General features: G+C 60.6%; 26 protein-coding genes. 14 read left to right on the top strand and 12 right to left on the bottom strand.

Translation table 11 applies throughout. The annotated features are described in order from the left end of the window. Positions 1–159: 159 nt before the first annotated feature. Positions 160–1,614, bottom strand: a complete 1,455-nt coding sequence (locus tag ACZRMS_RS08160) for a TrkH family potassium uptake protein (RefSeq protein ID WP_463994893.1) — start codon at positions 1,612–1,614, stop codon at positions 160–162. A 119-nt stretch (positions 1,615–1,733) separates the two neighbouring features. On the opposite strand from ACZRMS_RS08160, the gene ACZRMS_RS08155 reads away from it, so the two are divergent. Beyond that, positions 1,734–2,297 (top strand): nitroreductase family protein, encoded by a 564-nt coding sequence (locus tag ACZRMS_RS08155; protein WP_463994892.1) that lies wholly within the window; start codon positions 1,734–1,736, stop codon positions 2,295–2,297. A gap of 133 nt (positions 2,298–2,430) precedes the next feature. On the opposite strand, the gene ACZRMS_RS08150 is transcribed toward ACZRMS_RS08155, so the two are convergent. From ACZRMS_RS08150 to ACZRMS_RS08130, 5 genes are all read right to left on the bottom strand, one after another. Then, positions 2,431–3,765, bottom strand: a complete 1,335-nt coding sequence (locus tag ACZRMS_RS08150) for a sensor histidine kinase (protein ID WP_463994891.1) — start codon at positions 3,763–3,765, stop codon at positions 2,431–2,433. Between the two features lie 86 nt (positions 3,766–3,851). Further along, positions 3,852–4,283: a Spy/CpxP family protein refolding chaperone gene (locus ACZRMS_RS08145; protein WP_463994890.1), complete on the bottom strand. Its 432-nt coding sequence runs from the start codon at positions 4,281–4,283 to the stop codon at positions 3,852–3,854. A 221-nt stretch (positions 4,284–4,504) separates the two neighbouring features. Next, on the bottom strand, positions 4,505–5,182 hold the full coding sequence (locus ACZRMS_RS08140) for a response regulator transcription factor (protein ID WP_463994889.1): 678 nt from the start codon (positions 5,180–5,182) through the stop codon (positions 4,505–4,507). 71 nt (positions 5,183–5,253) lie between these two features. Then, a complete protein-coding gene (locus ACZRMS_RS08135; protein WP_463994888.1) occupies positions 5,254–5,553 on the bottom strand; it encodes a YciI family protein in 300 nt (99 codons plus the stop codon). A gap of 1 nt (position 5,554) precedes the next feature. Further along, positions 5,555–6,151: a septation protein A gene (locus tag ACZRMS_RS08130; RefSeq protein ID WP_463994887.1), complete on the bottom strand. Its 597-nt coding sequence runs from the start codon at positions 6,149–6,151 to the stop codon at positions 5,555–5,557. An 84-nt stretch (positions 6,152–6,235) separates the two neighbouring features. Between ACZRMS_RS08130 and ACZRMS_RS08125 the strand changes: the two genes are divergently transcribed. The 8 genes from ACZRMS_RS08125 to arfB all read left to right on the top strand — a co-directional run bounded on the left by ACZRMS_RS08125 (position 6,236) and on the right by arfB (position 13,822). Further along, complete coding sequence (locus ACZRMS_RS08125) at positions 6,236–7,099, top strand: PHP domain-containing protein (RefSeq protein ID WP_463994886.1); 864 nt, start codon at positions 6,236–6,238, stop codon at positions 7,097–7,099. A 13-nt stretch (positions 7,100–7,112) separates the two neighbouring features. After that, positions 7,113–7,745 carry an L-threonylcarbamoyladenylate synthase gene (locus ACZRMS_RS08120; protein WP_463994885.1) on the top strand — a complete coding sequence of 211 codons (633 nt, stop codon included), beginning with the start codon at positions 7,113–7,115 and terminating at the stop codon, positions 7,743–7,745. A 125-nt stretch (positions 7,746–7,870) separates the two neighbouring features. Then, entirely contained in the window at positions 7,871–8,569 is a 699-nt protein-coding gene (locus ACZRMS_RS08115; RefSeq protein ID WP_463994901.1) for a segregation and condensation protein A, read from the top strand. Between the two features lie 12 nt (positions 8,570–8,581). Continuing rightward, positions 8,582–9,544, top strand: coding sequence for an SMC-Scp complex subunit ScpB (scpB, locus tag ACZRMS_RS08110; RefSeq protein ID WP_463994884.1), 963 nt, complete (start codon positions 8,582–8,584; stop codon positions 9,542–9,544). A 120-nt stretch (positions 9,545–9,664) separates the two neighbouring features. Next, on the top strand, positions 9,665–9,856 hold the full coding sequence (locus ACZRMS_RS08105; protein ID WP_463994883.1) for a DUF1289 domain-containing protein: 192 nt from the start codon (positions 9,665–9,667) through the stop codon (positions 9,854–9,856). 144 nt (positions 9,857–10,000) lie between these two features. Beyond that, positions 10,001–11,197 carry a 23S rRNA pseudouridine(2605) synthase RluB gene (gene rluB, locus ACZRMS_RS08100; RefSeq protein WP_463994882.1) on the top strand — a complete coding sequence of 399 codons (1,197 nt, stop codon included), beginning with the start codon at positions 10,001–10,003 and terminating at the stop codon, positions 11,195–11,197. Positions 11,198–11,884: 687 nt separating this feature from the next. Then, complete coding sequence (locus ACZRMS_RS08095) at positions 11,885–13,318, top strand: amino acid permease (RefSeq protein WP_463994881.1); 1,434 nt, start codon at positions 11,885–11,887, stop codon at positions 13,316–13,318. Between the two features lie 90 nt (positions 13,319–13,408). Further along, positions 13,409–13,822 (top strand): alternative ribosome rescue aminoacyl-tRNA hydrolase ArfB, encoded by a 414-nt coding sequence (gene arfB, locus ACZRMS_RS08090; RefSeq protein WP_463994880.1) that lies wholly within the window; start codon positions 13,409–13,411, stop codon positions 13,820–13,822. A 26-nt stretch (positions 13,823–13,848) separates the two neighbouring features. Here arfB and ACZRMS_RS08085 read toward each other — a convergent pair whose 3' ends face one another. The 6 genes from ACZRMS_RS08085 to phhA form a co-directional block, all read right to left on the bottom strand. Then, complete coding sequence (locus tag ACZRMS_RS08085; protein ID WP_463994879.1) at positions 13,849–15,036, bottom strand: MFS transporter; 1,188 nt, start codon at positions 15,034–15,036, stop codon at positions 13,849–13,851. Between the two features lie 36 nt (positions 15,037–15,072). After that, entirely contained in the window at positions 15,073–15,249 is a 177-nt protein-coding gene (locus ACZRMS_RS08080) for a hypothetical protein (protein ID WP_463994878.1), read from the bottom strand. Between the two features lie 86 nt (positions 15,250–15,335). Continuing rightward, entirely contained in the window at positions 15,336–15,467 is a 132-nt protein-coding gene (locus tag ACZRMS_RS08075; protein WP_277620431.1) for a hypothetical protein, read from the bottom strand. A 284-nt stretch (positions 15,468–15,751) separates the two neighbouring features. Next, complete coding sequence (locus ACZRMS_RS08070; protein ID WP_463994877.1) at positions 15,752–16,948, bottom strand: amino acid aminotransferase; 1,197 nt, start codon at positions 16,946–16,948, stop codon at positions 15,752–15,754. Then, positions 16,948–17,304 (bottom strand): 4a-hydroxytetrahydrobiopterin dehydratase, encoded by a 357-nt coding sequence (locus ACZRMS_RS08065; protein ID WP_463994876.1) that lies wholly within the window; start codon positions 17,302–17,304, stop codon positions 16,948–16,950. Before ACZRMS_RS08065 ends, ACZRMS_RS08070 begins: the two co-directional genes overlap by 1 nt. 45 nt (positions 17,305–17,349) lie before the next feature. Then, positions 17,350–18,141: a phenylalanine 4-monooxygenase gene (phhA, locus tag ACZRMS_RS08060; protein WP_463994875.1), complete on the bottom strand. Its 792-nt coding sequence runs from the start codon at positions 18,139–18,141 to the stop codon at positions 17,350–17,352. Positions 18,142–18,501: 360 nt separating this feature from the next. Between phhA and ACZRMS_RS08055 the strand changes: the two genes are divergently transcribed. The 5 genes from ACZRMS_RS08055 (at position 18,502) to ACZRMS_RS08035 (ending at position 23,734) form a co-directional block, all read left to right on the top strand. Beyond that, positions 18,502–20,061: a sigma-54-dependent transcriptional regulator gene (locus ACZRMS_RS08055; protein WP_463994874.1), complete on the top strand. Its 1,560-nt coding sequence runs from the start codon at positions 18,502–18,504 to the stop codon at positions 20,059–20,061. A 268-nt stretch (positions 20,062–20,329) separates the two neighbouring features. Next, a complete protein-coding gene (locus ACZRMS_RS08050) occupies positions 20,330–21,070 on the top strand; it encodes a flagellar basal body rod protein FlgF (RefSeq protein ID WP_463994873.1) in 741 nt (246 codons plus the stop codon). A 45-nt stretch (positions 21,071–21,115) separates the two neighbouring features. Further along, the gene (gene flgG / locus ACZRMS_RS08045) at positions 21,116–21,901 is read left to right on the top strand and encodes a flagellar basal-body rod protein FlgG (protein ID WP_048360740.1); all 786 of its coding nucleotides are present in this window, start codon (positions 21,116–21,118) and stop codon (positions 21,899–21,901) included. Between the two features lie 16 nt (positions 21,902–21,917). Then, on the top strand, positions 21,918–22,613 hold the full coding sequence (gene flgH / locus ACZRMS_RS08040) for a flagellar basal body L-ring protein FlgH (protein ID WP_463994872.1): 696 nt from the start codon (positions 21,918–21,920) through the stop codon (positions 22,611–22,613). An 11-nt stretch (positions 22,614–22,624) separates the two neighbouring features. Beyond that, complete coding sequence (locus ACZRMS_RS08035) at positions 22,625–23,734, top strand: flagellar basal body P-ring protein FlgI (protein WP_463994871.1); 1,110 nt, start codon at positions 22,625–22,627, stop codon at positions 23,732–23,734.

Genomic DNA, 23,734 nt, shown 5'->3' with positions numbered 1-23,734 from the left:
CGTGACGGTAATGGCGCAGTGACAGGATTTGGCCCATGGTGATCTCTTTTTGTGGGAGCGGGCTTGCTCGCGATGCGGGCGACAAGGCGCATCAGGATAATAAAGTTGATGCTATCGCGAGCAAGCCCGCTCCCACAGTTGATTAGAGAGGTGTCTGGATCAATGCCGCCAAAACGCCGGAATGCACAGAACGAATACGGTAATGATCTCCAGGCGTCCAAGCAACATGCCCAGGGACAGAATCCACTTGGCCGCATCCGGCAGGCTGGAGAAGTTGCCGGACGGCCCTATGGTTTCGCCCAGCCCCGGCCCTACGCCCGACACCGTACTGGCGGCGCCGGTGAGGGCGGTCATCCAGTCCAGGCCCAGTAGCGACAGGGCCAGTGCGATCACGCAAATGGTGATGGCGAAGAAGAACGAAAAGGTCAAAATCGAGCGTACGATTTCTTCGTCGAGGCGGTGGCCGTTGTATTTCTGCTTGATCACGGCCCGGGGGTGGATCAACTGGTTAAGGTTGGCCTTGAGCAGGATATAGGCAACTTGAAAGCGGAAAATCTTGATCCCGCCTGCGGTTGAGCCCGAGCAGCCGCCGATAAAACCCAGATAGAAAAACAGCATCAGCGAGAAATTGCCCCACAGGCTGTAGTCGCCCAGGGCAAAGCCGGTCGTGGTCACCACCGAAGTCACGTTCAGCGCCACATGGCGGAAGGCGTCCCAGAACGGCATGTTGGTGGTCCACCACAGCCAGGCACTGAGCACGATCCAGGTCACCAGCAGCAAACCGAGCAAACCTTGCACCTGCTGGTCCTTGATCAGTGCCTTGCGATGGCCGCGCAGGGTGGCTACATACAGGGTGAAGGGCAGGCTGCCCATGATCATCACGGCAATGGCAACCCAGTGCACCGCCGGTTGTGACCACTTGGCCAGGGACTGGTCGGAGGTCGAGAACCCGCCGGTGGAAATCGCCGACATGGCATGGTTGATCGCATCAAACACACTCATGCCCGCCCACCAGAACGCCAGGCTGCCGATGATTGTAATGCCGACGTAAGTGGCCACGATCAGGCGGGCCACCATGTGCGAGCGCGGCATGACTTTTTCGGAACGGTCCGAGGACTCGGTCTGGAACAGGCGCATGCCACCGATTCGCAGCAGCGGCAAAATCGCGACCGCCATGCCGATAAAGCCGATACCCCCGAGCCAGTGCAGCATCGAGCGCCACATCAGGATCCCCGGGGACATGGTGTCCAGCCCGCTCAGCACCGTTGAACCGGTGGCGGTGATGCCGGACATGCTCTCGAAAAACGAGTCGGTGTAGCTGATGTGCTGCGTCAGCAAAAATGGCAGCGCGGCAAACACGCACACCACCACCCAGCTGGACACGGTGAGCAGGTACATGTCGCGAGGGCGCAGGTGCACCTGTTCGGGGCGGCCGGGGATGACCAGCGCCAGACCGGCGAGAAAGGTGATCAGGCTGGCCCACAAAAAGGACGGAAGATCGCCCGTGTGGTCATAAATCACCAGCGTCAGCATGGGCACCGCCATGCTGATCGCGAGCGTAATCAGGAAGATGCCGATAATAAAACCGATGATGCGTAAGGTCGGCAACGCCATGAAGTCAGCTCGGGCTTGAAGGAGGGGCGCCATTCTACCTGTGGCCCGGGGTATGTAAACCGCCTGCGGCTGAGGAGATACCGTTAGAATAGCCGCACATTTTCTTCAGGAGGTGGCCAATGGAGGCTCTCGACGCTTTGCTCAACCGTGTTTCTGCCCCGCGCCTGCTCGATCCGGCGCCGACGGCTGAGCAACGTGAAGTACTGTTTGCGGCCGCCTTGCGCGCCCCGGACCACGGCCAGTTGCGCCCTTACCGTTTTTTGACGGTTGAAGGCGATGCGCGCAACCAGCTGGGTGAAATCCTCGCCGAGGCCGTCCAGATCCAGGGCGGGGAAGTGACACCGGCCGCGCTGGACAAGGCCCGTGCCATGCCCTTGCGCGCACCTTTGGTGGTTGTGGTGGTGGCCCGTTTGCAGGATCACTTCAAAGTGCCGAAGTCTGAGCAGCTGATTACCGCGGGCTGTGCGGCCCATGCCATTGAACTGGCGGCGTTTGCCCAGGGCATTGGCGCGGTCTGGCGCACGGGTGAGTTGTCGTATGCGCCGCACGTAGCCAAAGGGTTGGGTTTGACCGAGGGCGAAGAAGTGGTGGCTTTCCTGTACCTGGGCACGGCGCAGAATGAATTGCGCACCGCACCGAAGGTCGATAGCGCCGAGTTTGTGAAAGCGTGGTCGGCCAGGTAACCCCTTGGCCAGGCACTTGTGGGAGCGGGCCTGCTCGCGACGGCATCAGCGCGGTTGGCATGTCAGACCGCGCCGCCCGCATCCCGGGCAAGCCAGCTGCCACGAAAGCAGTGCCGCAGCGCCTACCTGTTTCTTAAAGCGTTGCGTTCGGCTCCAGCGGCAGCTCCAGAGTGGCAATAAATCCACCCTGCGGATGATTGCCCAGCACCAGCCGGCCACCATGACGCTCTGCCGCCCGACGGGCAATCGCCAGTCCTAGCCCGTGCCCGCCGGCTGTTTGCCCCGGCGCCCGGAAGAACGGCTCTCCCAGCTGCGCCAAATACTCCTCGGCAACCCCGGGCCCATGGTCACGCACGTTGATGGTGATGTGCTCACCTTCACGGCGGGCCGTCAGCTCGATTGGCTGGCCGGGCGGGTTGAAACGCTGTGCGTTGCGCAGCAGGTTGTCCACCGCGCGCTCGATCATCAAAGGCCAGCCAGTGAGGCTCAGATCCGGTTCGTCCTGCAGCTGCACCGGCTGCTCAGGCGCCGCCATCGAAGCATCTTTTTGCACCGCGCCGAGCAGGGCATTGAGTTCGACATGTTCGGCGCTGGCCTGATCGGCATCCACCCGGGCCAGGGCCAGAATCTCGCTGATCAATGACTCCAGGCGATCGCATTCACGGGTCAGGCGAGGCCAGAGTTTCTCCCGCTCTTCAGGCCCGGCGCGCTCGGCCAGCGCCAGCGCGATGCGCAGGCGTGCCAGCGGCGAGCGCAGCTCGTGGGACACGTCGCGCAGCAACTGGCGCTGGCTGCCGATCAAGCTTTGCAGGCGGGCCCCCATGCGGTTGAAATCGGTGGCCAGCACGCCAAACTCGTCACGGCGCGAGGCCAGGCGCGCCAGGCTGTTCTGCTGGTAGGTGGTCTGCCCCAGATCATGCACCGCCCCGCGCAAACGGCTCAGCGGGCGGGTGATCGACAGCGTGACCAGCAGGCTGAACAGTGTCAGTACCACCAGCGCAATCCCCAGCGCACTCAGCGGCCAGATCAGGCTCTGGCGGTGCCAGGCATCCAGTTCCGGGTGCGGAATGCGATAGATCAGCAGGTAGGTTTCGGCGGTTTTGGGGCTGGTGTACTCGACGGTCAGGCGCCGCCACGGTAGTTGCTCCTCACCGGGGTGTTGACGGGCCTCCCACGCCGCTGCGCGCTTGGGGAACGTGCCGCGTACCACGGGGTCGCCACTTTCATTGAGTACTTGCACATCGATGTGATAGCGGCGCTTGCGCTTTTCGAGGAAGTTCTGGGCCGCGTCGGCGCCCTGGGTTTCGTAGCGCTCAGTCCATTCTTGCGCCAGATTGGCGATCCCGGGGTGACGGGAGAGGATCCAGGCGTCCTGATTGAGCATGTGCCCCAGCAGGATCGACAGCCCTGCGACCAGGGCAATCGCCAGCCAGAAGCTGGCAAGAATGCGCCAAAACAGTGATCGCACGGTAATTCCTCACAGGTAATGGATAGAAACGACCAAAGCCCAACGGCGTGAGCCGTTGGGCCTGGGGTCTGTTCATATTGCGCAGATTATTGCGCTTTTGGAGCTTGCTGTGCTTTCCACTCTTTGAACTGCTTCCATTCGGCCTGACGCTCGGCGCGTTTCTTTTGCATCTCGTCGAAGCGTTTTTGCTGATCAGGCTTGAGCACGGCGCGGATATCGCTCTGGGTTTTTGCCTGCTTGGCCGCGATCTCGTCTTTCAGTGCCTTCTGATCGGCGGCTGGCAGTTTTTCCAGGTATTTCTCAACCAGCTGCTTGCGGTCGTGCATTTGTTCGCCCATCAACTTGCCGATCTGCTGGCGCTGTTCGCGGCTCAGGTCCAGTTGGCTGTAAGGGGCATCGCCGCGGCCGTGGTGTTCACCGCCGTGACGCGAGCCCATCGGGCCGTCACCACCAGGCATGGCCATTGCGACGGTTGGCAGTGCTGCAGCAAACATCAAGGCAATTAGAGTTTTACGCATGGTGTGTCTCCTTCGATTTCGGTTCCGGTGAATCCGGATGCGCCCAGTTTAGGGAGATCAAGGTCAATCGCTGTCAGCCATGGGTAAAGCTTTGGTAAAGACGACGTTGATGGGGATTTACATAAAACGTGTGGGGGCGGGCTTGTTCGCGACGTTATCGCCTCGGATTGCCTGAGCGACCGCGCCGCACGCATCGCGAGCAAGCCCGCTCCCGCAGTTCCCTATGCGCTGTAGAAGTAACCCCGGCTGCGCAGTGCGACGATGCGCGGGCGGCCATCGGCGTGGGGGCCGATCTTTTTGCGCAGGTTGCTGACGTGCATGTCCAGGCTGCGGTCGTACAGGGTCAGCTTGCGGCCCAGGGCAATCTGGGCCAGTTCCTGTTTGTCCAGCGGCTCGCCGGGCTGGCGCAGCAAGGCTTCCAGCAGGCGGCTTTCGGAGACGGTGAGGGTAATGTCGTGCTGGTCGATCGTGACCACGCCGCGCATCGGGCTGAAGCACAGGTCCCCCAGCTCGATCTGGCTGGACACGGCGGTCGGGTGGCTGCGGCGCAATACGGCCCGCAGGCGCGCCGTCAGCTCGCGGGGGTCGCAAGGCTTGGCCAGGTAATCATCGGCGCCCAGTTCGAGCCCCAGGATGCGGTCCAGCGGCTCGCCCCGGGCTGACAGCATCAGCACCGGCAGGTCGGGGTGATCGTTGCGAAGTTGCTTGAGCAGCTCAAGACCGCTGCCGTCAGGGAGCATCACATCCAGCACCACGGCGTCGGGGCTGGATTCGGCCAGCGCCTTGCGGGCGCTCAAACCGTCGTGGCAAGCACGGACCTGGAAGCCTTCCTGGCTCAGCCAACTGACCAGCAGCTCACACAGCTCCTGGTCATCATCTATCAGTAACAGGTCGCTCATGACTTACTCGATTTAGCCAGTGCCGACGTGTCTACGTCGGCTACCGGCAAAGATACCGCAGAGGGGGCGGGTTACGGCAGGACCTGCTTGAATGGCTTGACGCTGACATTCGCATAAACGCCTGCGGCGATATACGGGTCGGCATCGGCCCAGGCCTGGGCGGCGCTCAGGGAGTCGAACTCGGCCACGATCAGGCTACCGGTAAAACCGGCGGTGCCCGGGTCATTGCTGTCGATGGCCGGGTGCGGGCCGGCCAGCACGATGCGACCTGCCGCTTTAAGCTGTTGCAAGCGTTCAAGGTGGGCCGGGCGGGCAGCCAGGCGGGCATCAAGGGAGTTGGCGACGTCTGTTGCAATGATGGCGTAGAGCATGTCAGTCCTTGGTCTTGGGGGTGGTTGGATCGGTGTCATGCAGATGGCGCGACAGGTAAATGCCCTGGGCAATCAGGAACAGCACGGTCATGCCCAGGCTGCCGAACACCTTGAAATCGACCCAGATGCTTTGATAGGTGAACGCAACGAACAGGTTGGCAGCGCCGCAAAACAGGAAGAAGGCGATCCAGGCAACGTTCAGGCGGGCCCACACGGGATCGGGCAGGGTCAGGGCGTGCCCCATCATGCGCTTGATCAGCAGCTTGTCGCCGATGAAGTGGCTACCGGCAAACGCCAGTGCAAACAGCCAGTTCACCACCGGTGCTTTCCACTTGAGGAAGGTTTCGCTGTGGAAGGCCAGGGTCAGGCTGCCGAACAACAGGCAGGCGACCAGGGTCAGCCATTGGCTTTTTTCGAGTTTGCGCTGTTTCAAAAACAGGATGCCGTAAACCACCAGCGAGCTGGCGATCAACATCGCCGTAGCGCTGTAGATGCCCCCTACGGACAGGCTGTGCCCGCCGATTTCGACGATGCGCGGGTCGATTTTGAAAACGATGAAAAACAGTAGCAGCGGGATGAAGTCGATGAATTGTTTCACAGTGGCAGCCAGAAGCAGGATGTGGCGGCATAATAACAAACATCAATGACAGCGAAAGCGTCAGCTAGAGGTTATTAAATCCCCGTGGAAATTGACTTGCATTGCCATAGCACAGCTTCCGATGGCGCCCTGGCGCCTGCGGTACTGGTCGCGCGTGCGTTCGAGAAAGGTGTGCGAGTCCTGGCCCTGACCGATCACGACACACTTGAAGGCCTCGATGAAGCCCGCGCAGCGGCTCAGGCGTTGAACATGACGTTGATCAACGGCGTCGAATTGTCCTGTACCTGGGGCGGTGCCACCATTCATGTGCTCGGCTACGGCTTTGATGTCAATGCCCCGGCATTGGTCGAGGCCATTGCCAAATTGCACGACGGTCGCTGGCTGCGGGCTGAAGAGATCAGCCGCAAGCTGGAGCTCAAGGGCATGCCCGGCGCGCTGGAGGGTGCCCGTGCCATCCAGCAGGGGCTGGGCGACAGCGGTAATGCCCCGGCCCGGCCGCACTTTGCCGACTTTCTGGTCCAGGCCGGCTACGTCAAGGACCGCGCCGAGGCGTTTCGCAAGTGGCTGGGCGCCGGCAAGCTGGGTGACGTCAAGCTGCACTGGCCGACCCTGGAAGACACGGTCGCCACCCTGCGGGCCGCGGGGGCCTGGGTCAGCCTGGCGCACCCGTCGCACTACGATTTCACCCGCAGCAAGCGCCGACGGCTGATTGGCGACTATATTCAAGCAGGGGGTCACGCTATTGAAGTGGTCAACGGGCATCAGCCGGCCGAGCAGGTAGGCAGCCTGGCGATCCTTGCGCGTGAGTTCGGTCTGCTGGTCAGCGCCGGCAGTGATTTTCATGGCCCGGGAGGTTGGTCCGAGATCGGCGAGTACCGTCCGATTCCGGAAGACCTGCCACCACTGTGGTGTCGATTCAAATATGACCAGCCCGCAGCCAACGTCTGAACAGGTAACCACTGTGAGTCAATTTTTCCAGATTCATCCGGAAAACCCACAACCACGCCTGATCAAACAGGCTGTTGAAATCATCAAGAGGGGCGGGGTAGTCATCTACCCCACCGATTCGTCCTACGCCGTGGGTTGCCAGATGGGTGACAAGGGCGCTATCGAGCGGATCAAGCGCCTGCGCAACCTGGACGACAAGCACAACTTCACCCTGATGTGCTGCGACCTGTCGCAGCTGGGGTTGTTTGCCAAAGTCGATACCGGCACGTTCCGCCTGCTCAAGGCCCACACGCCGGGGCCTTACACGTTTATCCTCAACGCCACCCGCGAAGTGCCGCGCCTGCTGCTGCACCCCAAGCGCCGTACCATCGGCCTGCGGGTGCCGAGCCATCCGATTGCGCTGGCGCTGCTGGAAGAACTGCGCGAGCCGCTGATGAGCGTGACCCTGATCCTGCCGGGCGAAAGCGAGCCGATGGAAGATCCGTACGAGATCCGTGATGCCCTGGAAAAACAGGTCGACCTGATCATCGATGGCGGTTTTGGCGGCAACAAGGCCTCGACCGTGATCAGCCTGGTGGACAGCGGTGACCCCGAAATTGTCCGCGTCGGCTGTGGCGATCCAGAACCGTTTATGGTCGAGGCCTGATGTCTGACGTAACCCCTGAGGCGGTAGAGGCCCCCGCCGGTACCCAGCAAGAGCTGTCGTTTGCCATGGTCTATGGCCAGGCAGTCATCGAAATGCCCCAGGACCTGTACATCCCGCCGGATGCACTGGAGGTGTTTCTCGATGCTTTTGAAGGCCCGCTCGACCTGCTGCTGTACCTGATCCGCAAGCAGAACATCGACATCCTCGACATTCCGGTGGCGGAAATTACCCGCCAGTACATGGGTTATGTCGAGCTGATGAAAAACGTGCGCCTGGAGCTGGCCGCCGAGTACCTGGTGATGGCCGCCATGCTGGCCGAGATCAAGTCGCGCATGCTGTTGCCGCGTTCGGCTGCAATCGAAGAGGACGAGGGCGACCCCCGCGCCGAACTGATTCGCCGCCTGCAGCAATATGAGCGCTTCAAGGCTGCGGCCGAGGGTATCGAAGGTTTGAGCCGGGTAGGGCGCGATGTGTATGTACCCAAACTCGATGCGCCCGAAGCGCGGGCCCGCAAGCTGGTACCGGATGTGGCGCTCGAAGAGCTGCTGATGTCCATGGCCGAAGTGCTGCGCCGTACCGACATGTTTGAAAGCCACCAGGTCAGCCGTGAGGCCCTGTCGACCCGCGAGCGCATGAGCGACGTGCTCGAACGTCTCAAGGGCGGCGGTTTTGTGCCGTTTGTCGAGCTGTTTACCGCCGAAGAAGGCCGTCTTGGTGTGGTCGTGACCTTTATGGCCGTCCTTGAGCTGGTCAAGGAGTCGCTGGTCGAATTGGTGCAAAATGAACCCTATGCACCGATCCATGTGCGGGCAAGAGCCGAATAAAGAGCTGAAATCATGAATTTGACTGAACCCCGCGAGCTGGCCCCCTTGCTTGAGGCCTTTCTGTTGGCCTCGGGAAAGCCGCAGAGCCTTGAACGCCTGTTTGAACTGTTTGAAGAGGGCGAGCGCCCGGAACCGCCCGTATTCAAGAAGGCTCTGGAGCTGCTGCGCAAATCCTGTGACGGCCGGGCGTTTGAGCTCAAGGAAGTCGCCTCGGGCTACCGCCTGCAGATTCGCGAGAAGTATTCGCCATGGATCGGCCGCCTGTGGGAAGAGCGCCCGCAGCGCTACTCCCGGGCCATGCTTGAAACCATGGCGCTGATCGCCTATCGCCAGCCCATCACCCGCGGCGAGATCGAGGATGTGCGGGGTGTGGCGGTCAACAGCCATATCGTCAAGACTTTGCTGGAACGCGAGTGGATTCGCGTGGTGGGTTATCGCGATGTGCCGGGCAAGCCGGCGATGTTTGCCACGACCAAAGGCTTTCTTGACCACTTCAACCTCAAAAGCCTCGATGAATTGCCGCCGCTGGCCGAATTGCGCGAGCTGGAACCCGACCCGATTCTTGATTTCGACGATGCCCCGGTTCCTGCGCACCTTCAGGCGTTGGCTGACGAAAGCGCCGAGCCGGAAGAGCCCCGGGACGAAACCAGCTTCCGCACCTTGCTGACAGAGCTGGATTCGATGGAGGAGGGGCTTAAAACTGACTTTGATGACTTGCTGCGTGACGTTGCGCCAATTGATGCTCCGGAGCCGGAGCCGGAGCCGGAGCCGGAGCCAGAACCAGAACCAGAACCAGAACCGGAGATAGAGGCGCAACCACAACCGCAGCAACCCTCTGCGGCCGAGCTGGCCCGTGAGCGATTGCGCGCAGCGGTTGCTGCACTTGAGCAGCGATCGGCAATGAGCGACGAAGCGCTTGAGGCGCAGGCGCTGGCCGACGCCATCGAGCAGGAACGCCGCGACCTGGAGGACTGACGCAAAACCTCTGTGGGAGCGAGCCTGCTCGCGATTTGAGCGGCGAGGTGTATCTGTGACTGACGTAGCGATCCCATCGCGAGCAGGCTCGCTCCCACAAAAAGCAATTGAGGTGTATTCATGAGTTCACCCAAAGACCCCTGCATCAGCGTCTGCAAGTTTACCGATGACATTTGTATCGGTTGCGGGCGCACCAAGCGTGAAATCAAGGCCTGGAAGAAACTCGACAAAGACGAAAAGCGTGCGGTGCTGGCCGAGTCGGCTCTGCGTTTGCTGGCATTTGAAGCCACCGGCCGGCGGAAAAAGAAGTAAGCCGGCCACTTAGTGACCAGGCTTTGATGCGCAATGGCCAACATCAGCGTATGATTCGCGACCCTTCGGAACTCGTTCGAGTCCCAGGACCTATTTTCAACACTTCAGGCGTTCGCCTGAATTGACACACCGGGAGGTGCCCAGATGAAAGATCTAGACCCTAAAGACAGCCAGGAAATTGGCCCAGCAGGCGAAAAACTGCAAAAAGTCCTCGCCCGTATTGGCGTTGGCTCGCGTCGCGACGTAGAGAGTTGGATCAGCCAAGGCCGTATCAAGGTCAATGGCAAGGATGCAACCCTGGGTCTGCGCGTTGACCTGCACGACGCCATCTCCATCGATGGCAAGGTGATCAAGCGTGAAGAGGCAGCCGAATCGGTTCGCCGCGTGATCATGTACAACAAACCAGACGGCGAAATCTGCACCCGTGACGACCCTGAAGGCCGTCCGACCGTGTTCGACAAACTGCCGCGTCCAAAAGAAGGCCGCTGGATCAATATCGGCCGTCTGGACATCAACACCACCGGCCTGCTGATGTTCACCACTGACGGTGAGCTGGCTAACCGCCTGATGCACCCTTCCTACGAGATGGACCGTGAATACGCGGTACGTGTACGTGGCGAAGTGGATGACGAGATGATCGAGCGCCTCAAGGCCGGCGTTGTGCTGGAAGACGGCCCGGCGCGTTTCACCGACATCAAGCAGGCTCCGGGCGGCGAAGGCTTCAACCATTGGTACCACTGCGTAGTGATGGAAGGCCGTAACCGTGAAGTACGTCGCCTGTGGGAATCCCAGGGCCTGGTGGTCAGCCGCCTGAAGCGCGTGCGTTTCGGTCCGGTGTTCCTCAACTCCGACCTGCCGATGGGTCGCTGGCGCGAAATGAGCCAGTTTGAGGTGGATATCCTCAGCGCTGAAGTTGGCCTCACGCCGGTTGCCATGCCGCAAATGAACGCCAAGAGCAAAGACAAGCTTGAGCGCATGCAGCGCAAATCGTCGCGTCCTGTGGCGCGTACTGATCGTGTTGCACGCACTCTGCGCCCGGCCGAAGGTGCCCCGTTGGCTCCGCGTCCGGCACGTCAGCCGCACATCGAAGGCGAGCGCCCGGCGCGTCCTGCCCGCGATGAAACCGTGCGTCCGGCACGCAAGCCGTCGGGTCGCACTGACCGTGTGCCAGCGGGTCGTGGTGCACCGGTCGCCGAGCGTCCGAGCGAGATGAACAAGCGTCCAACCAAGCCAAGCCGTTCAGGCCCCAAGCTGGTTGACGATGCGCCGTCGGGCAAGCGTCGTGGCGCTCCGGCCGGTTCCGGTCAGCGTCCAGGCTTCGGCCGTCGCAAGCCGCAGTAAGCGTGTAACGCGGTAAAAAGAACGCCAACCCCCTCGGGGGTTGGCGTTTTTTTATGCCTGTCTGATTGATGCCATTTTGGTCGTGAACGGCTGCAGAGATACTTCAGCCGTGGGAGCGAGCCTGCTCGCTCCCACAAGGGGCCTTGAGCGGGAACAGACTGGTTACAGGTTGGGTGGTGGTTTTTTAAGTGGCAACATTTCTTTACGGGCCGTCAAAAAAATCATACGAATTCAGCCACTTATCGACCTGTAACTGCCGAAGTAACCTCTCTGTAATGAATATTTTCCGTTTTTTACAGAATTCGGACAGTTCCTACCGATATTGCGGCTTGTTTCGCCTTGCTATCGGCTGTGTGATGGGATCTTGCCTACGTGCGGGTGTACAATGCGCCGCGTTTTAACTGTGACTCAATTGCGTACCCGCGCATTTTGCGCTGCTCGGCACTATGCCGGATGGCCAAAACAGCAAGGCCAACCCGCCTTGTTAACTCCGCAACGCCACAAGCGCTGCGGGTTCGATTCCGTCACAGATAAAAATAAACAGGTGACGCATGACTCGTGAAGCAACCTTGGATTCCTGGCGCCTGCGCTGGGGTTTGATTTGTGTTGTAGACCCTTCGATCACTGCCTCTGGTGCTCAAGTTACAACGCACTGAATCACATCAAACCTTGTGTGGGACCTTTTCAATGAGTGGAAATACCTCGCATTCGGGCGAGCTTAAACGCGGCCTGAAAAATCGTCATATTCAGCTGATTGCCCTCGGTGGCGCGATTGGTACTGGCCTGTTCCTCGGTTCGGCCGGGGTACTGAAGTCGGCCGGCCCGTCGATGATCCTCGGCTACGCGATCTGTGGCTTTATCGCTTTCATGATCATGCGCCAGCTGGGTGAAATGATCGTCGAAGAACCGGTAGCCGGTTCTTTCAGCCACTTTGCCCACAAATACTGGGGTGGTTTTGCCGGCTTCATGTCGGGCTGGAACTGCTGGGTGCTGTACATCCTGGTGGGCATGTCAGAGCTGACCGCCGTCGGTAAATACGTGCACTACTGGTGGCCGGAGATCCCGACCTGGGCCTCGGCAGCGGCCTTCTTTGTCCTGATCAACCTGATTAACCTGACCAACGTCAAAGTGTTCGGCGAGGCCGAGTTCTGGTTCGCGATCATCAAGGTTGTGGCGATTGTGGGCATGATCGCCCTGGGCAGCTACCTGCTGGTCAGCGGCACCGGCGGCCCTCAGGCATCGGTCAGCAACCTGTGGGAACACGGCGGCTTCTTCCCGAACGGAACGACCGGCCTGATCATGGCCATGGCCTTTATCATGTTCTCCTTCGGTGGCCTGGAAATGCTCGGTTTCACTGCAGCGGAAGCCGACAAGCCACGCACCGTGATCCCTAAAGCAATCAATCAAGTGATCTACCGCATCCTGATTTTCTACATCGGTGCCCTGGTGGTCCTGCTGTCGCTGACCCCGTGGGACTCGTTGCTTGAAACCCTGAATGCCGGTGGCGACAGCTACAGCAGCAGCCCGTTCGTGCAAGTGTTCTCGATGCTGGGCAGCAACACCGCCGCGCACATCCTCAACTTTGTGGTCCTGACCGCAGCGTTGTCGGTGTACAACAGTGGCACCTACTGCAACAGCCGCATGTTGCTGGGTATGGCGCAGCAGGGCGATGCCCCGAAAGTGCTGGCCAAGATCGACAAGCGCGGCGTGCCGGTCAACTCGATCCTGGCGTCGGCTGCGGTGACCGTGATTGCGGTGCTGCTCAACTACCTGATGCCTCACGATGCGCTGGAACTGCTGATGTCGCTGGTAGTGGCCACGCTGGTGATCAACTGGGCGATGATCAGCTTCTCGCACCTCAAGTTCCGCCAGCACATGGACAAAACGGCACAAACGCCACTGTTCAAGGCGCTGTGGTATCCGTACGGCAACTACGTCTGCCTGGCATTTGTTGCCTTCATTCTGGTGATCATGCTGTTGATCCCGGGTATCCGGGTGTCGGTGTACGCGATTCCGGTGTGGGTGGTCTTTATGTGGGTGTGTTTCTTGGTCAAAAACAAGCGCGCGGTGCAGGCATCGGCTGCGGCTGCGGCTGCGGCCTACAGCTCAGCTGCTAAATAACCCCGGCGGCAAACACGACAAACCCGGCCATTGCGCCGGGTTTGTTGTTTGTGGGGTATCCTGCAGGCCCTGAAGACGGACCCATTTTCAATGCTGGTGATTTCCAACAACGTGCATATCCCCGATGCCGAGATCGAGCTGACGGCGATTCGCGCTCAAGGTGCGGGCGGGCAGAACGTCAATAAAGTCTCAAGTGCCATGCACTTGCGCTTCGACATCCCCAACTCGTCGCTGCCGGAGTTTTACAAGGAGCGGCTGCTGGCGCTACGCGACAGCCGGATCACCAGTGATGGCGTGCTGATCATCAAGGCCCAGCAATATCGCACCCAGGAACAGAACCGTGCCGATGCGCTGGAGCGTCTGGTCGAGTTGATCGTCAGCGCCACCAAGGTCGAAAAAAAACGCCGCCCCACCAAACCCACCCTGGGTTCGAAGAAGCGACGTCTGGAGTCCAAGACCAAGCGCGGCAGCATCAAGGCCGGGCGGGGCAAGGTGGACTTTTAGATAACAAGCCCGCTCCCACAAAGGTATTAACTGGCTCTAACTCTGCGGGCCTGCCGATACAGATAAACACTGAGCAACAACCCGGTGAACGCCGCCAGCGCCGCAAACAGGAAGATCGAGGCAAAGCCAAAGCCTGCGGCCACGGCGCCCACCAGCGGGCCGGTGATGCCCAGCGACAGGTCGATAAACAGCGAGTACGCACCCACGGCTGCACCACGGCTCGATGCGGGTACCAGATTCACCGCCTCCACGCCCAGTGCGGGGAATACCAGCGAGAAGCCAAAACCGCTCAAGGCTGCGCCCGCCAGCGCCAGTTCCGGGTTTGGCGCCAGCCACAGCAGCAGCAAGCCCAGGGTCTCTACGCTCAGGCAGGCAATTGCCACCCGAAAACCGCCGATACGGTTGATCAGGTTGCCGAACAGCAGCCGCGCGCCGATAAAGCTGGCGCCAAACAGGCTCAGGCACAGCACTGCGTTTTCCCAGTTGTTTGTTGCGTAATACAGAGTGATAAAAGTCGCGATCGTGCCAAAACCGATCGAGCCCAGCGCCAGCCCGGCGCCATGTGGGAAAACCCGTCCCAGTACATGCAGGAACGGCAGACGCACACCGCTGACGATAGGGGCGGCGCGTTTGGGCCAGGCCAGCAGCAGGCCCACGGTCGCCAGCGCAATAATGCTCGCGCCCATGCTCCACATGCCCCAATGGCCGACCATCAGCACGCCCAGTGGCGCGCCAATGGCTATCGCGCCGTAGCTGGCGATGCCGTTCCAGGAAATCACCTTGGCCGTGTTGTGTGCGCCTACCCGGCCAATGCCCCAGCCGATGGCGCCCGAGCCCACCAGGCTTTCCGCGCTGCCCAGCACCAGCCGGCCGATCAGCAGGCAGGTCAGGCTCAAGGCCGGCGTTGCCGAGGTCCAGCTGGATGCCAGCATCAATACACCGCTCAGGCCGCAGCCCGCCAGGCCATACATCACGGCGCGCTTGCTGCCCAGGTTGTCGATGATACGGCTGGCGTAAGGACGGCTCAGCAACGTGGCCAGATACTGCACGCTGATCACCAGGCCGGCGATGACGGTGCCGAAACCGAGGTGGTTGTGGACGTAGCCGGGCAGAACGGCCAGCGGGATGCCGATATTCAGGTAGCCGATAAAAGTGAACAGAACGATGGAAACCACTTGTAGCGTGATTGCCATGGGGCGCTGATTGTCAGGCATGGGGTAGGGGTCCTGCGGGGAGCGGTTGGGTGCAGATTACAGTGGTGCTACCAATTTTGTCGCGATCAAGGCGGCCAGGGCATTTTCCCGGGTGCCGAAACGCTTGAGCAAAGTCGCTTGTTTCTCGGGGCTGAGGCGCTCCCAAAGGTCGATCATTTTTTCGGCGGTGCCGATCAGAACGTTGGCTTGGGTGTCGCTGAAAGTGTCAGTCACGCTTAAATCCGGGATAGGGGGGTGGAGCGATTGTGTCAGACGGTGTGAAAAACAGGCTGCTTTTCGCACCGTCTGATTGTGAGCCGTCAGTCTTCGCTGTCGGCCTGGAGGCTTTCTGGTGCCTCATCCAGTGCGGTGTTTTCACCGCTGGAGTGTTGCGGGTTTGGCTGCTGAGTTTCGTGCAGGCTTGGGAAGGGGAGGTTTGGGATCTCGTGCATCGTCGCGCTCCTCGCAAGGTGTGTTTAAGTAGCTTGCTAAGGATACAGGACAGAGTGTGACAATTTGTCTTTTTATTGCGTCTGGGGGGAATTTAAACGGATGTGTGGGAGGGGTAATTGGACTTGCTCGCTGTGCGGGCGGTACTGCTTGTCAGCTCCACGGGTTATCCGGTGCCATGCAGGATAAATGTGGGAGCGGGCTTGCTCGCGATGCAGGCGGCGCGGTCTCGCAATCGAACCGCGCTGATGCCATCGCGAGCAAGCTCGCTCCCACAGAGTGCCCGCTAGCGGGTACACACCTGTGCAATCGCCTTGGCCAGCTGGCTGAGGCGAGCGCTATCAACCCCGGCCATATTGGCGCGACCAGAACCGACCATGTACACGCTGTGTTTCTCGCGCAACAACTGGACTTGTTCTGCTGTCAGGCCGGTGTACGAAAACATCCCGCGTTGCTGATTGATATGAGCAAAGTGCTCAGCCAGTCCGAACGGGGCCAGGGCCTCGACCAGGCCGCTGCGCAATTGCGCGATACGGCTGCGCATGGCTTCCACTTCGTCAGTCCACAGGCGTTTGAGCTGTGCATCGCCGAGGATGGTGGCAACCACTGCCGCACCATGATCCGGCGGGTTGGACCACAGGTTGCGCGCCAGATAGGCCAGTTGGCTGCGGATGTCCGTCAGTTTCTCGGCATCGTTGGCGCACACGATCAAAGCGCCGACCCGTTCGCGGTACAGGCCGAAGTTCTTCGAGCACGAGCTGGTGATCAGCACTTCCGGCAGTTTGCTGACGAACAGGCGGGTCGACCATGCATCTTCTTCCAGCCCGTCGCCGAAGCCCTGGTAGGCGAAGTCGATCAGCGGCAGCAGTTCGCGACGGCGCACCACATCCAGCACCTGCAACCAGTCAGCCCGGGACAGGTCGAAACCGGTCGGGTTGTGGCAGCACGCATGCAGCAGCACCACATCGCCTTTTGGCGCGTGTTCCAGTGCCTGGAGCATGGCCGCAACGTTGAGCTTGTTGTCGCTGCCCACGTAGGGGTAGTGACTGATCTTCAGCCCGGCAGCGGCAAAGATGCTTTCATGGATCGGCCAGGTCGGATCGCTCAACCAGATCCCGCGGCCCGGCAGGCAGTGCGCGATAAAGTCGGCGCTCAGGCGCAGCGCGCCGGTGCCGCCCGGGGTCTGGGTGGCGCCTGCACGCTTGGCTGCCAGCAACGGCGAATCTTCGCCCAGCACCAGTTCACTGATCAGTTGCCCGAAACGGCTGTCGCCATGACCGCCGATATAGGTTTTGGTTTGCTGCTGGTCCACCAGGCGCTGTTCGGCCTGCTTGACCGACTGCAAGATCGGCGTCAGGCCGTTGGTGTCTTTATAGACACCCACGCCCAGGTCGAACTTGTTCGGGTTGCTGTCCTGCTGGTAGGCGTCCATCAAACCGAGGATCGGGTCGCCCGGCACCCGTCCAATGGCTGCAAAGTGCATTATTTGCGGCCTTCAGCGGTTTTTGCGACGTCGTCAGTGCGTGCAGCCATGATGAAATCGTTACGGTGCAGGCCTTTGATCGAATGGCTCCACCAGGTCACGGTGACCGAGCCCCACTCGGTCAGCAGGCCCGGGTGATGGCCTTCGGCTTCGGCGATTTGCCCCACGGCATTGGTGAACGCCAGTGCGAATTTGAAGTTCTTGAACAGAAAGACCTTTTCCAGCTGCATGACGCCGTCGCGAACTTCGATGTTCCAGTCTGGAATCTGTTTGATCAGCATCGGCAGTTCTTCGTCGCTGACCTGTGGAGCATCGGCGCGGCAGGCTTCGCAGTGGGCTTGGTTCAGTGCGTTCATGGTGGATTCCTGAATTCAGTTTTTATTGATGTGTAAAAAGACGTGTTAAGCCGCTTTCGGTTTGGGGGCGAACTTTGGCGCGTGCAGGCCCATGGTCATGCCTTTTGCCACCATGCCCATGATGTCTTCGTGGGCAAGGTCGAACAGTCGCTTCAAGTCCGGCAGGACAAAATACAGCGGCTGCAAAATATCGATACGGTATGGCGTGCGCATGGCTTCCAGCGGATCGAAGACCTGATGTTCCGGCTCTGAGGACAGGCTGTAAACCGTTTCTTTGGGCGACGAAAGAATCCCGCCGCCATAGATGCGTTTGCCTTCTGGCGTATCCACCAGGCCGAACTCGATGGTCATCCAGTACAGGCGGGCCAGGTACACCCGTTGCTCCTTGCTCGCTTGCAGCCCCAGCTTGCCGTAGGTATGGGTGAACTCGGCAAACCACGGGTTGGTCAGCAGCGGGCAGTGGCCGAAAATCTCGTGGAAAATATCCGGCTCTTGCAGGTAATCCAGCTCTTCGGGGGTACGAATAAAGGTCGCCACCGGGAATTGCTTGTTGGCGAGCAATTCAAAGAAGGTCTGGAAGGGGATCAGTGCGGGAACGCGGGCAACTTGCCAGCCAGTGGTGGCACCCAGTACCTGATTGATTTCACTCAGTTGCGGGATGCGGTCGTGGGGCAGGCCCAGTTTTTCGATGCCTTGCATGTACTCTGGGCAGGCGCGGCCTTCCAGCAGTTTCAGCTGACGGGTAATCAGTGTGTTCCACACGGCGTGTTCGCCAGGTGTGTAGTCGATAAAGCCACTGGCATCCGGCTCACGGGCGACGTATTTCGTTTGCTTCATGATGCTCTCCGCAAGGAAATCGTTTTTATTATTCGGTGTTGTTGCGATGCCTTAGTGATACCCCAAGTGATTGCTGCATGCAGCTAGCCTTAAGCCAGTAATGCTGGGATGATGCGCATTATTCGTAAAGTATTCGTTACGCATCGAGCGTTGGGCTGTCATTCTTGAGTACGCGACAGCAAAACTGTCACAAAATCGTGACGATGAAATGCTCTCCGGGGCAAAAACAACTCCCTTGTGGGAGCGGGCTTGCTCGCGATGCAGGCTGCGCGATTTGTCTGGCACACCGCGGCGATACAATCGCGAGCAAGCCCGCTCCCACATTAGATTTCTATTTTCAGTTATTCCCGAGCCCTGCCCATGCGTATCAAAGTCCACTGCCAAAACCGGATTGGTATCCTTCGCGACATTCTCAATCTGCTGGTTGCCTATGGCATCAACGTGAAACGGGGGGAGGTCGGGGGTGACCAGGGCAACGCGATTTACCTGTACTGCCCGAATTTGATCAACCTGCAATTCCAGGCCTTGCGCCCGAAATTTGAAACCATCGCCGGGGTATTTGGGGTCAAACGCGTAGGCTTGATGCCCAGCGAACGCCGGCATATGGAGCTCAATGCCTTGCTCGGGGCGCTGGAGTTTCCGGTGCTGTCCATCGACATGGGGGGCTGCATCGTTGCCGCCAACCGTGCAGCGGCGCAGTTGCTCGGGGTGCGGGTCGATGAAGTCCCGGGCATTTCCCTGTCGCGTTATGCCGAAGACTTCGACCTGCCCGAGCTGGTGCGGGCCAACAAGTCGCGGATCAACGGCTTGCGGGTCAAGATCAAGGGGCTGGTGTACCTGGCCGATATCGCGCCGCTGCAACTGGAACACGATGAAAGCGAGGCCATGGCCGGCGCTGTCCTGACCCTGCACCGTGCCGACCGTGTGGGCGAGCAGATCTACAACGTGCGCAAGCAGGAGTTGCGCGGTTTTGACAGCATCTTCCAAAGCTCCCGGGTCATGGCCGCCGTAGTGCGTGAGGCCCGGCGCATGGCACCACTGGACGCGCCGCTATTAATAGAAGGCGAAACCGGTACCGGCAAAGAACTGTTGGCCCGCGCCTGTCACCTGGCCAGCCCTCGTGGCCAGTCGCCGCTGATGGCACTCAACTGCGCAGGGCTGCCCGAGTCGATGGCCGAAACCGAGCTGTTCGGGTACGGCCCCGGGGCGTTTGAAGGTGCACGGGCCGAAGGCAAGCTCGGCCTGCTGGAGCTGACGGCGGGCGGTACGTTGTTTCTCGATGGCGTAGGCGAAATGAGCCCGCGTTTGCAGGTCAAGCTACTGCGCTTTTTGCAGGATGGTTGCTTTCGGCGGGTGGGCAGCGATGAAGAGGTGTACCTCGACGTGCGGGTAATGTGCGCCACCCAGGTCGACCTGTCCGAGTTGTGCGCCCGGGGTGAGTTCCGTCAGGACCTTTACCATCGGCTCAACGTGTTGTCGCTGCATATCCCGCCGCTGCGCGATTGCCTGGACGGGCTGGAGCCTTTGGTCGAGCACTTCCTGGATCAGGCCAGCCGCCAAATCGGTTGCCCGCTGCCCCGCCTGGCGCCTGCCGCGATGGACCGGCTGAGCCACTACCACTGGCCGGGCAACGTGCGCCAACTGGAGAACGTGCTGTTTCAGGCGGTGTCGCTCTGTGATGGCGGGGTGGTCAAGGCCGAGCATATCCGCCTGCCGGACTACGGCGTGCGCCAGCCTCTGGGGGAGTTTTCGCTGGAAGGCGGGCTGGAGCAGATTGTCGGGCGTTTCGAGAAGGCGGTGCTGGAGCAACTGTATTCCGAGCACCCGAGCAGCCGGTTGCTGGGCAAGCGTCTGGGGGTTTCCCACACCACCATCGCCAACAAATTGCGTGAGCACGACATTCTCAAGACGAAGCAGTAGAACCGTGGGAGCGAGCCTGCTCGCGAACGGCCTTCGCGAGCAGGCTCGCTCCCACAGGTTTTGCGTTGTCTGGCAGACCATGCCTTGCCGCTACCGGCAGAACCCCGCCGTATTGACGTCTTTTCCCTTTCTCGCCTCATCCCCCAATCTCCCTCCAGCCCGGTCAAACCGGCCTTTCCCACCGTCAAAATAAAGTTGGTGCGCAAATTGCTTTAGTCACCGCAGTACAGCGGTGGGCGGCAAGCGTCCGTCAGACAGAGGAAAGACTGTGGACAAGTACCTTTATGTGGCAATGACCGGCGCCAGTCAGAACGCACTGGCGCAAAAGGCCCATGCCAACAATTTGGCGAACATCTCGACCAACGGTTTTCAGCGTGACCTGGAACAGGCCCGCTCGATGCCGGTGTTTGGCGACAGCTTTCCGGCGCGCGCCTTTGCCCTGACCGAACGCCCGGCGACCGATTTCACTCCCGGTGCCATGGTTGAAACCGGGCGCGATCTGGATGTGGCCGTGTCCGGCGATGGCTGGCTGGCCGTGCAGGCGCCCGACGGCAGCGAAGCCTATGTGCGTACCGCGAGCATGAACGTGGATGCCCTGGGCATTCTGCGAGCTGGCAACGGCATGCCGATCATGGGCAATGGCGGGCCGATTGCGGTGCCGCCCCAGCAGCAAATCGAAGTCGGCCAGGACGGCACCATCAGCATCCGTGCCCAGGGCGAAGGCCCGCGGGTGATGGCGCAAGTGGACCGCATCAAGCTGGTCCAGCCGGACCTGAAAACCATGAGCAAGGGCCTGGACGGCCTGATCCACACCAACGATGGTCAGCCGGCACAGGCCGATGCCAACGTGCAGGTGGTCTCGGGGTTTCTGGAGGCGAGCAACGTCAATGCCGTCGATGAGATGACCTCGGTGCTGGCCCTGTCCAAGCAGTTCGAGCTGCACATCAAAATGATGAACACCGCCAAAGAAGACGACCAGGCCATGACTCGGGTCTTGTCCATCAGCTAATTACTTGAACGTAGCGCCGAAAAACCGGCGCGCGAGGAGAGCACCATGCTTCCGGCACTTTGGGTTGCAAAAACAGGTCTGGCTGCACAAGACACCAACCTGACGACCATTTCCAACAACCTGGCCAACGTGTCGACCACCGGTTTCAAACGTGATCGCGCCGAGTTTCAGGACTTGCTCTACCAGATCAAACGCCAGCCAGGCGCCCAGTCGACCCAGGACAGCGAGCTGCCGTCAGGCCTGCAAGTGGGGACCGGGGTGCGCATCGTCGGCACGCAAAAGAACTTCGCCGCCGGTAGCCTGCAAACCACCGACCAGCCGTTGGACATGGCCATCAATGGCCGTGGTTTCTTCCAGATCATGCAGCCCGACGGGACCACGGCCTACAGCCGCGACGGTACCTTCCACCTGGACTCCAACGGCCAGATCGTCACCGCCAACGGCTTTGCCCTGGAACCGGCGATTGTGGTGCCCGCCGATGCCCAGACCTTCACCGTGGGCCAGGACGGCACCGTGTCGGTGACGATTTCCGGCAACCCGGCAGCCCAGGTGATCGGCAACGTGCAGACCGCCGACTTCATCAACCCGGCGGGCTTGCAGTCCCAGGGCGGCAACCTGTTCCTTGAGACCGCGTCCAGCGGCGCGCCGCAAATCGGTACCCCCGGCCTGAACGGCTTTGGTCTGACCATGCAAAGCATGCTCGAGACGTCGAACGTCAGCACTGTGGAAGAAATGGTCAACATGATCACCACCCAGCGCGCCTACGAGATGAACTCCAAAGTGATCTCCACCGCTGACCAAATGTTGTCGTTCGTAACGCAAAATCTGTAATCGCGTAGGAGAGCTCATGAAACGCTTGTTTTCTGTTCTGGCCCTGGGCGGCATTGCATTCCTGGCGGGCTGTGTCAGCCCGCCACCGCGCCAGAACGATCCGTACTACGCCCCTGTCCTGCCGCGCACGCCGCTGCCGGCAGCGGCCAACAACGGCTCGATTTACCAGGCCGGCTTTGAGCAGAACCTGTACAGCGACCGCAAGGCGTTCCGCATTGGCGACATCATTACCATTACCCTGAACGAGAAGACCCAGGCGAGCAAAAACGCCAACTCGGCCATCGGTAAAAACAGCAACACCAGCATCGGCCTGACCTCGTTGTTCGGCAGCGGCCTGACCACCAACAACCCGCTGGGCAGTGGTGACCTGAGCCTCAATGCCGGTTACAGCGGCAACCGTGCCACCAAGGGCGACAGCAAGGCGGGGCAGGGCAACAGCCTCACCGGCTCGATCACCGTGACCGTGGCCGACGTGCTGCCCAACGGCATCATCGCCGTGCGCGGCGAGAAGTGGATGACCCTCAACACCGGCGACGAACTGGTACGCATTGCCGGCCTGGTGCGCGCGGACGACATCTCCACCGACAACACCGTGTCCTCGACCCGTGTGGCCGATGCGCGCATCACCTACTCCGGGACGGGCTCCTTTGCCGATGCCAGTCAGCCGGGCTGGTTTGACCGCTTCTTCCTTAGCCCGCTGTTTCCTTTTTAGTGATGGCCCACATGCCCAACCTCAAGCATTTGCTGGCAGCCGTGTTGCTGTTGTCGGCCTCCCTGGGCGCCCACGCCGAGCGGCTGAAAGACATCGCCAGCATTTCTGGCGTGCGTTCCAACCAATTGATCGGGTATGGCCTGGTGGTCGGGCTTAACGGCACGGGCGACCAGACCACGCAAACCCCGTTCACCCTGCAAACCTTCAACAACATGCTGTCGCAGTTCGGCATCAAGGTGCCGCCGGGTTCGGGCAATGTGCAGCTCAAGAACGTCGCGGCGGTGTCCATCAGTGCCGACTTGCCGGCGTTTGCCAAGCCGGGGCAGGTGGTGGACATTACCGTGTCCTCCATCGGCAACTCCAAAAGCCTGCGTGGCGGTACGCTGTTGCTCACACCCCTCAAGGGCATAGACGGCAATGTGTACGCCATCGCCCAGGGCAACCTGCTGGTGGGCGGGTTCGACGCCGAAGGCCGTGACGGTTCCAAAATCACCGTCAACGTACCGTCGGCCGGGCGTATCCCTGGCGGCGCGTCGGTTGAGCGTTCAGTGCCCAGCGGTTTCAACCAGGGCAACAGCCTGACCCTGAACCTCAATCGTTCGGACTTCACCACCGCCAAGCGCGTGGTGGACAAGATCAACGACTACCTGGGCCCGGGCGTTGCACAGGCCATTGATGGCGGCTCGATCCGCGTCACCGCGCCGCTGGACCCGAGCCAGCGGGTCGACTACCTGTCGATCCTGGAAAACCTCGAGGTCGACCCCGGGCAGGCGGTGGCCAAGGTCATCATCAACTCGCGCACCGGCACCATCGTGATCGGCCAGAACGTCAAGGTATCGCCTGCGGCCGTGACCCACGGCAGCCTGACCGTGACCATCACCGAAGACCCGATCGTCAGCCAGCCGGGCCCGCTGTCCAACGGCCAGACCGCCGTGGTACCGCGCTCGCAGATCAATGCCCAGCAAGAAGCCAAGCCGATGTTCAAGTTCGGCCCGGGCACCACGCTGGACGAAATCGTGCGTGCGGTGAATCAGGTGGGGGCTGCGCCCAGCGACTTGATGGCGATTCTCGAAGCCCTGAAACAGGCCGGCGCGCTGCAAGCCGACTTGATCGTGATCTGA

The sequence above is a fragment of the Pseudomonas sp. B424 genome (genome assembly GCF_055408345.1).
Note: the sequence above shows the minus strand (reverse complement) of the source record. Positions and strands in the feature narration are given on the sequence as shown.

Coding starts and splice junctions, on each gene's coding strand:
- ACZRMS_RS08160 (WP_463994893.1), bottom strand. CDS start 1,614: ATGGCGTTGCCGACCTTACGCATCATCGGTTTTATTATCGGCATCTTC.
- ACZRMS_RS08155 (WP_463994892.1), top strand. CDS start 1,734: ATGGAGGCTCTCGACGCTTTGCTCAACCGTGTTTCTGCCCCGCGCCTG.
- ACZRMS_RS08145 (WP_463994890.1), bottom strand. CDS start 4,283: ATGCGTAAAACTCTAATTGCCTTGATGTTTGCTGCAGCACTGCCAACC.
- ACZRMS_RS08140 (WP_463994889.1), bottom strand. CDS start 5,182: ATGAGCGACCTGTTACTGATAGATGATGACCAGGAGCTGTGTGAGCTG.
- ACZRMS_RS08135 (WP_463994888.1), bottom strand. CDS start 5,553: ATGCTCTACGCCATCATTGCAACAGACGTCGCCAACTCCCTTGATGCC.
- scpB (WP_463994884.1), top strand. CDS start 8,582: ATGAATTTGACTGAACCCCGCGAGCTGGCCCCCTTGCTTGAGGCCTTT.
- ACZRMS_RS08105 (WP_463994883.1), top strand. CDS start 9,665: ATGAGTTCACCCAAAGACCCCTGCATCAGCGTCTGCAAGTTTACCGAT.
- rluB (WP_463994882.1), top strand. CDS start 10,001: ATGAAAGATCTAGACCCTAAAGACAGCCAGGAAATTGGCCCAGCAGGC.
- ACZRMS_RS08095 (WP_463994881.1), top strand. CDS start 11,885: ATGAGTGGAAATACCTCGCATTCGGGCGAGCTTAAACGCGGCCTGAAA.
- arfB (WP_463994880.1), top strand. CDS start 13,409: ATGCTGGTGATTTCCAACAACGTGCATATCCCCGATGCCGAGATCGAG.
- ACZRMS_RS08085 (WP_463994879.1), bottom strand. CDS start 15,036: ATGCCTGACAATCAGCGCCCCATGGCAATCACGCTACAAGTGGTTTCC.
- ACZRMS_RS08075 (WP_277620431.1), bottom strand. CDS start 15,467: ATGCACGAGATCCCAAACCTCCCCTTCCCAAGCCTGCACGAAACTCAG.
- ACZRMS_RS08070 (WP_463994877.1), bottom strand. CDS start 16,948: ATGCACTTTGCAGCCATTGGACGGGTGCCGGGCGACCCGATCCTCGGT.
- ACZRMS_RS08065 (WP_463994876.1), bottom strand. CDS start 17,304: ATGAACGCACTGAACCAAGCCCACTGCGAAGCCTGCCGCGCCGATGCT.
- phhA (WP_463994875.1), bottom strand. CDS start 18,141: ATGAAGCAAACGAAATACGTCGCCCGTGAGCCGGATGCCAGTGGCTTT.
- ACZRMS_RS08055 (WP_463994874.1), top strand. CDS start 18,502: ATGCGTATCAAAGTCCACTGCCAAAACCGGATTGGTATCCTTCGCGAC.
- flgG (WP_048360740.1), top strand. CDS start 21,116: ATGCTTCCGGCACTTTGGGTTGCAAAAACAGGTCTGGCTGCACAAGAC.
- flgH (WP_463994872.1), top strand. CDS start 21,918: ATGAAACGCTTGTTTTCTGTTCTGGCCCTGGGCGGCATTGCATTCCTG.
- ACZRMS_RS08035 (WP_463994871.1), top strand. CDS start 22,625: ATGCCCAACCTCAAGCATTTGCTGGCAGCCGTGTTGCTGTTGTCGGCC.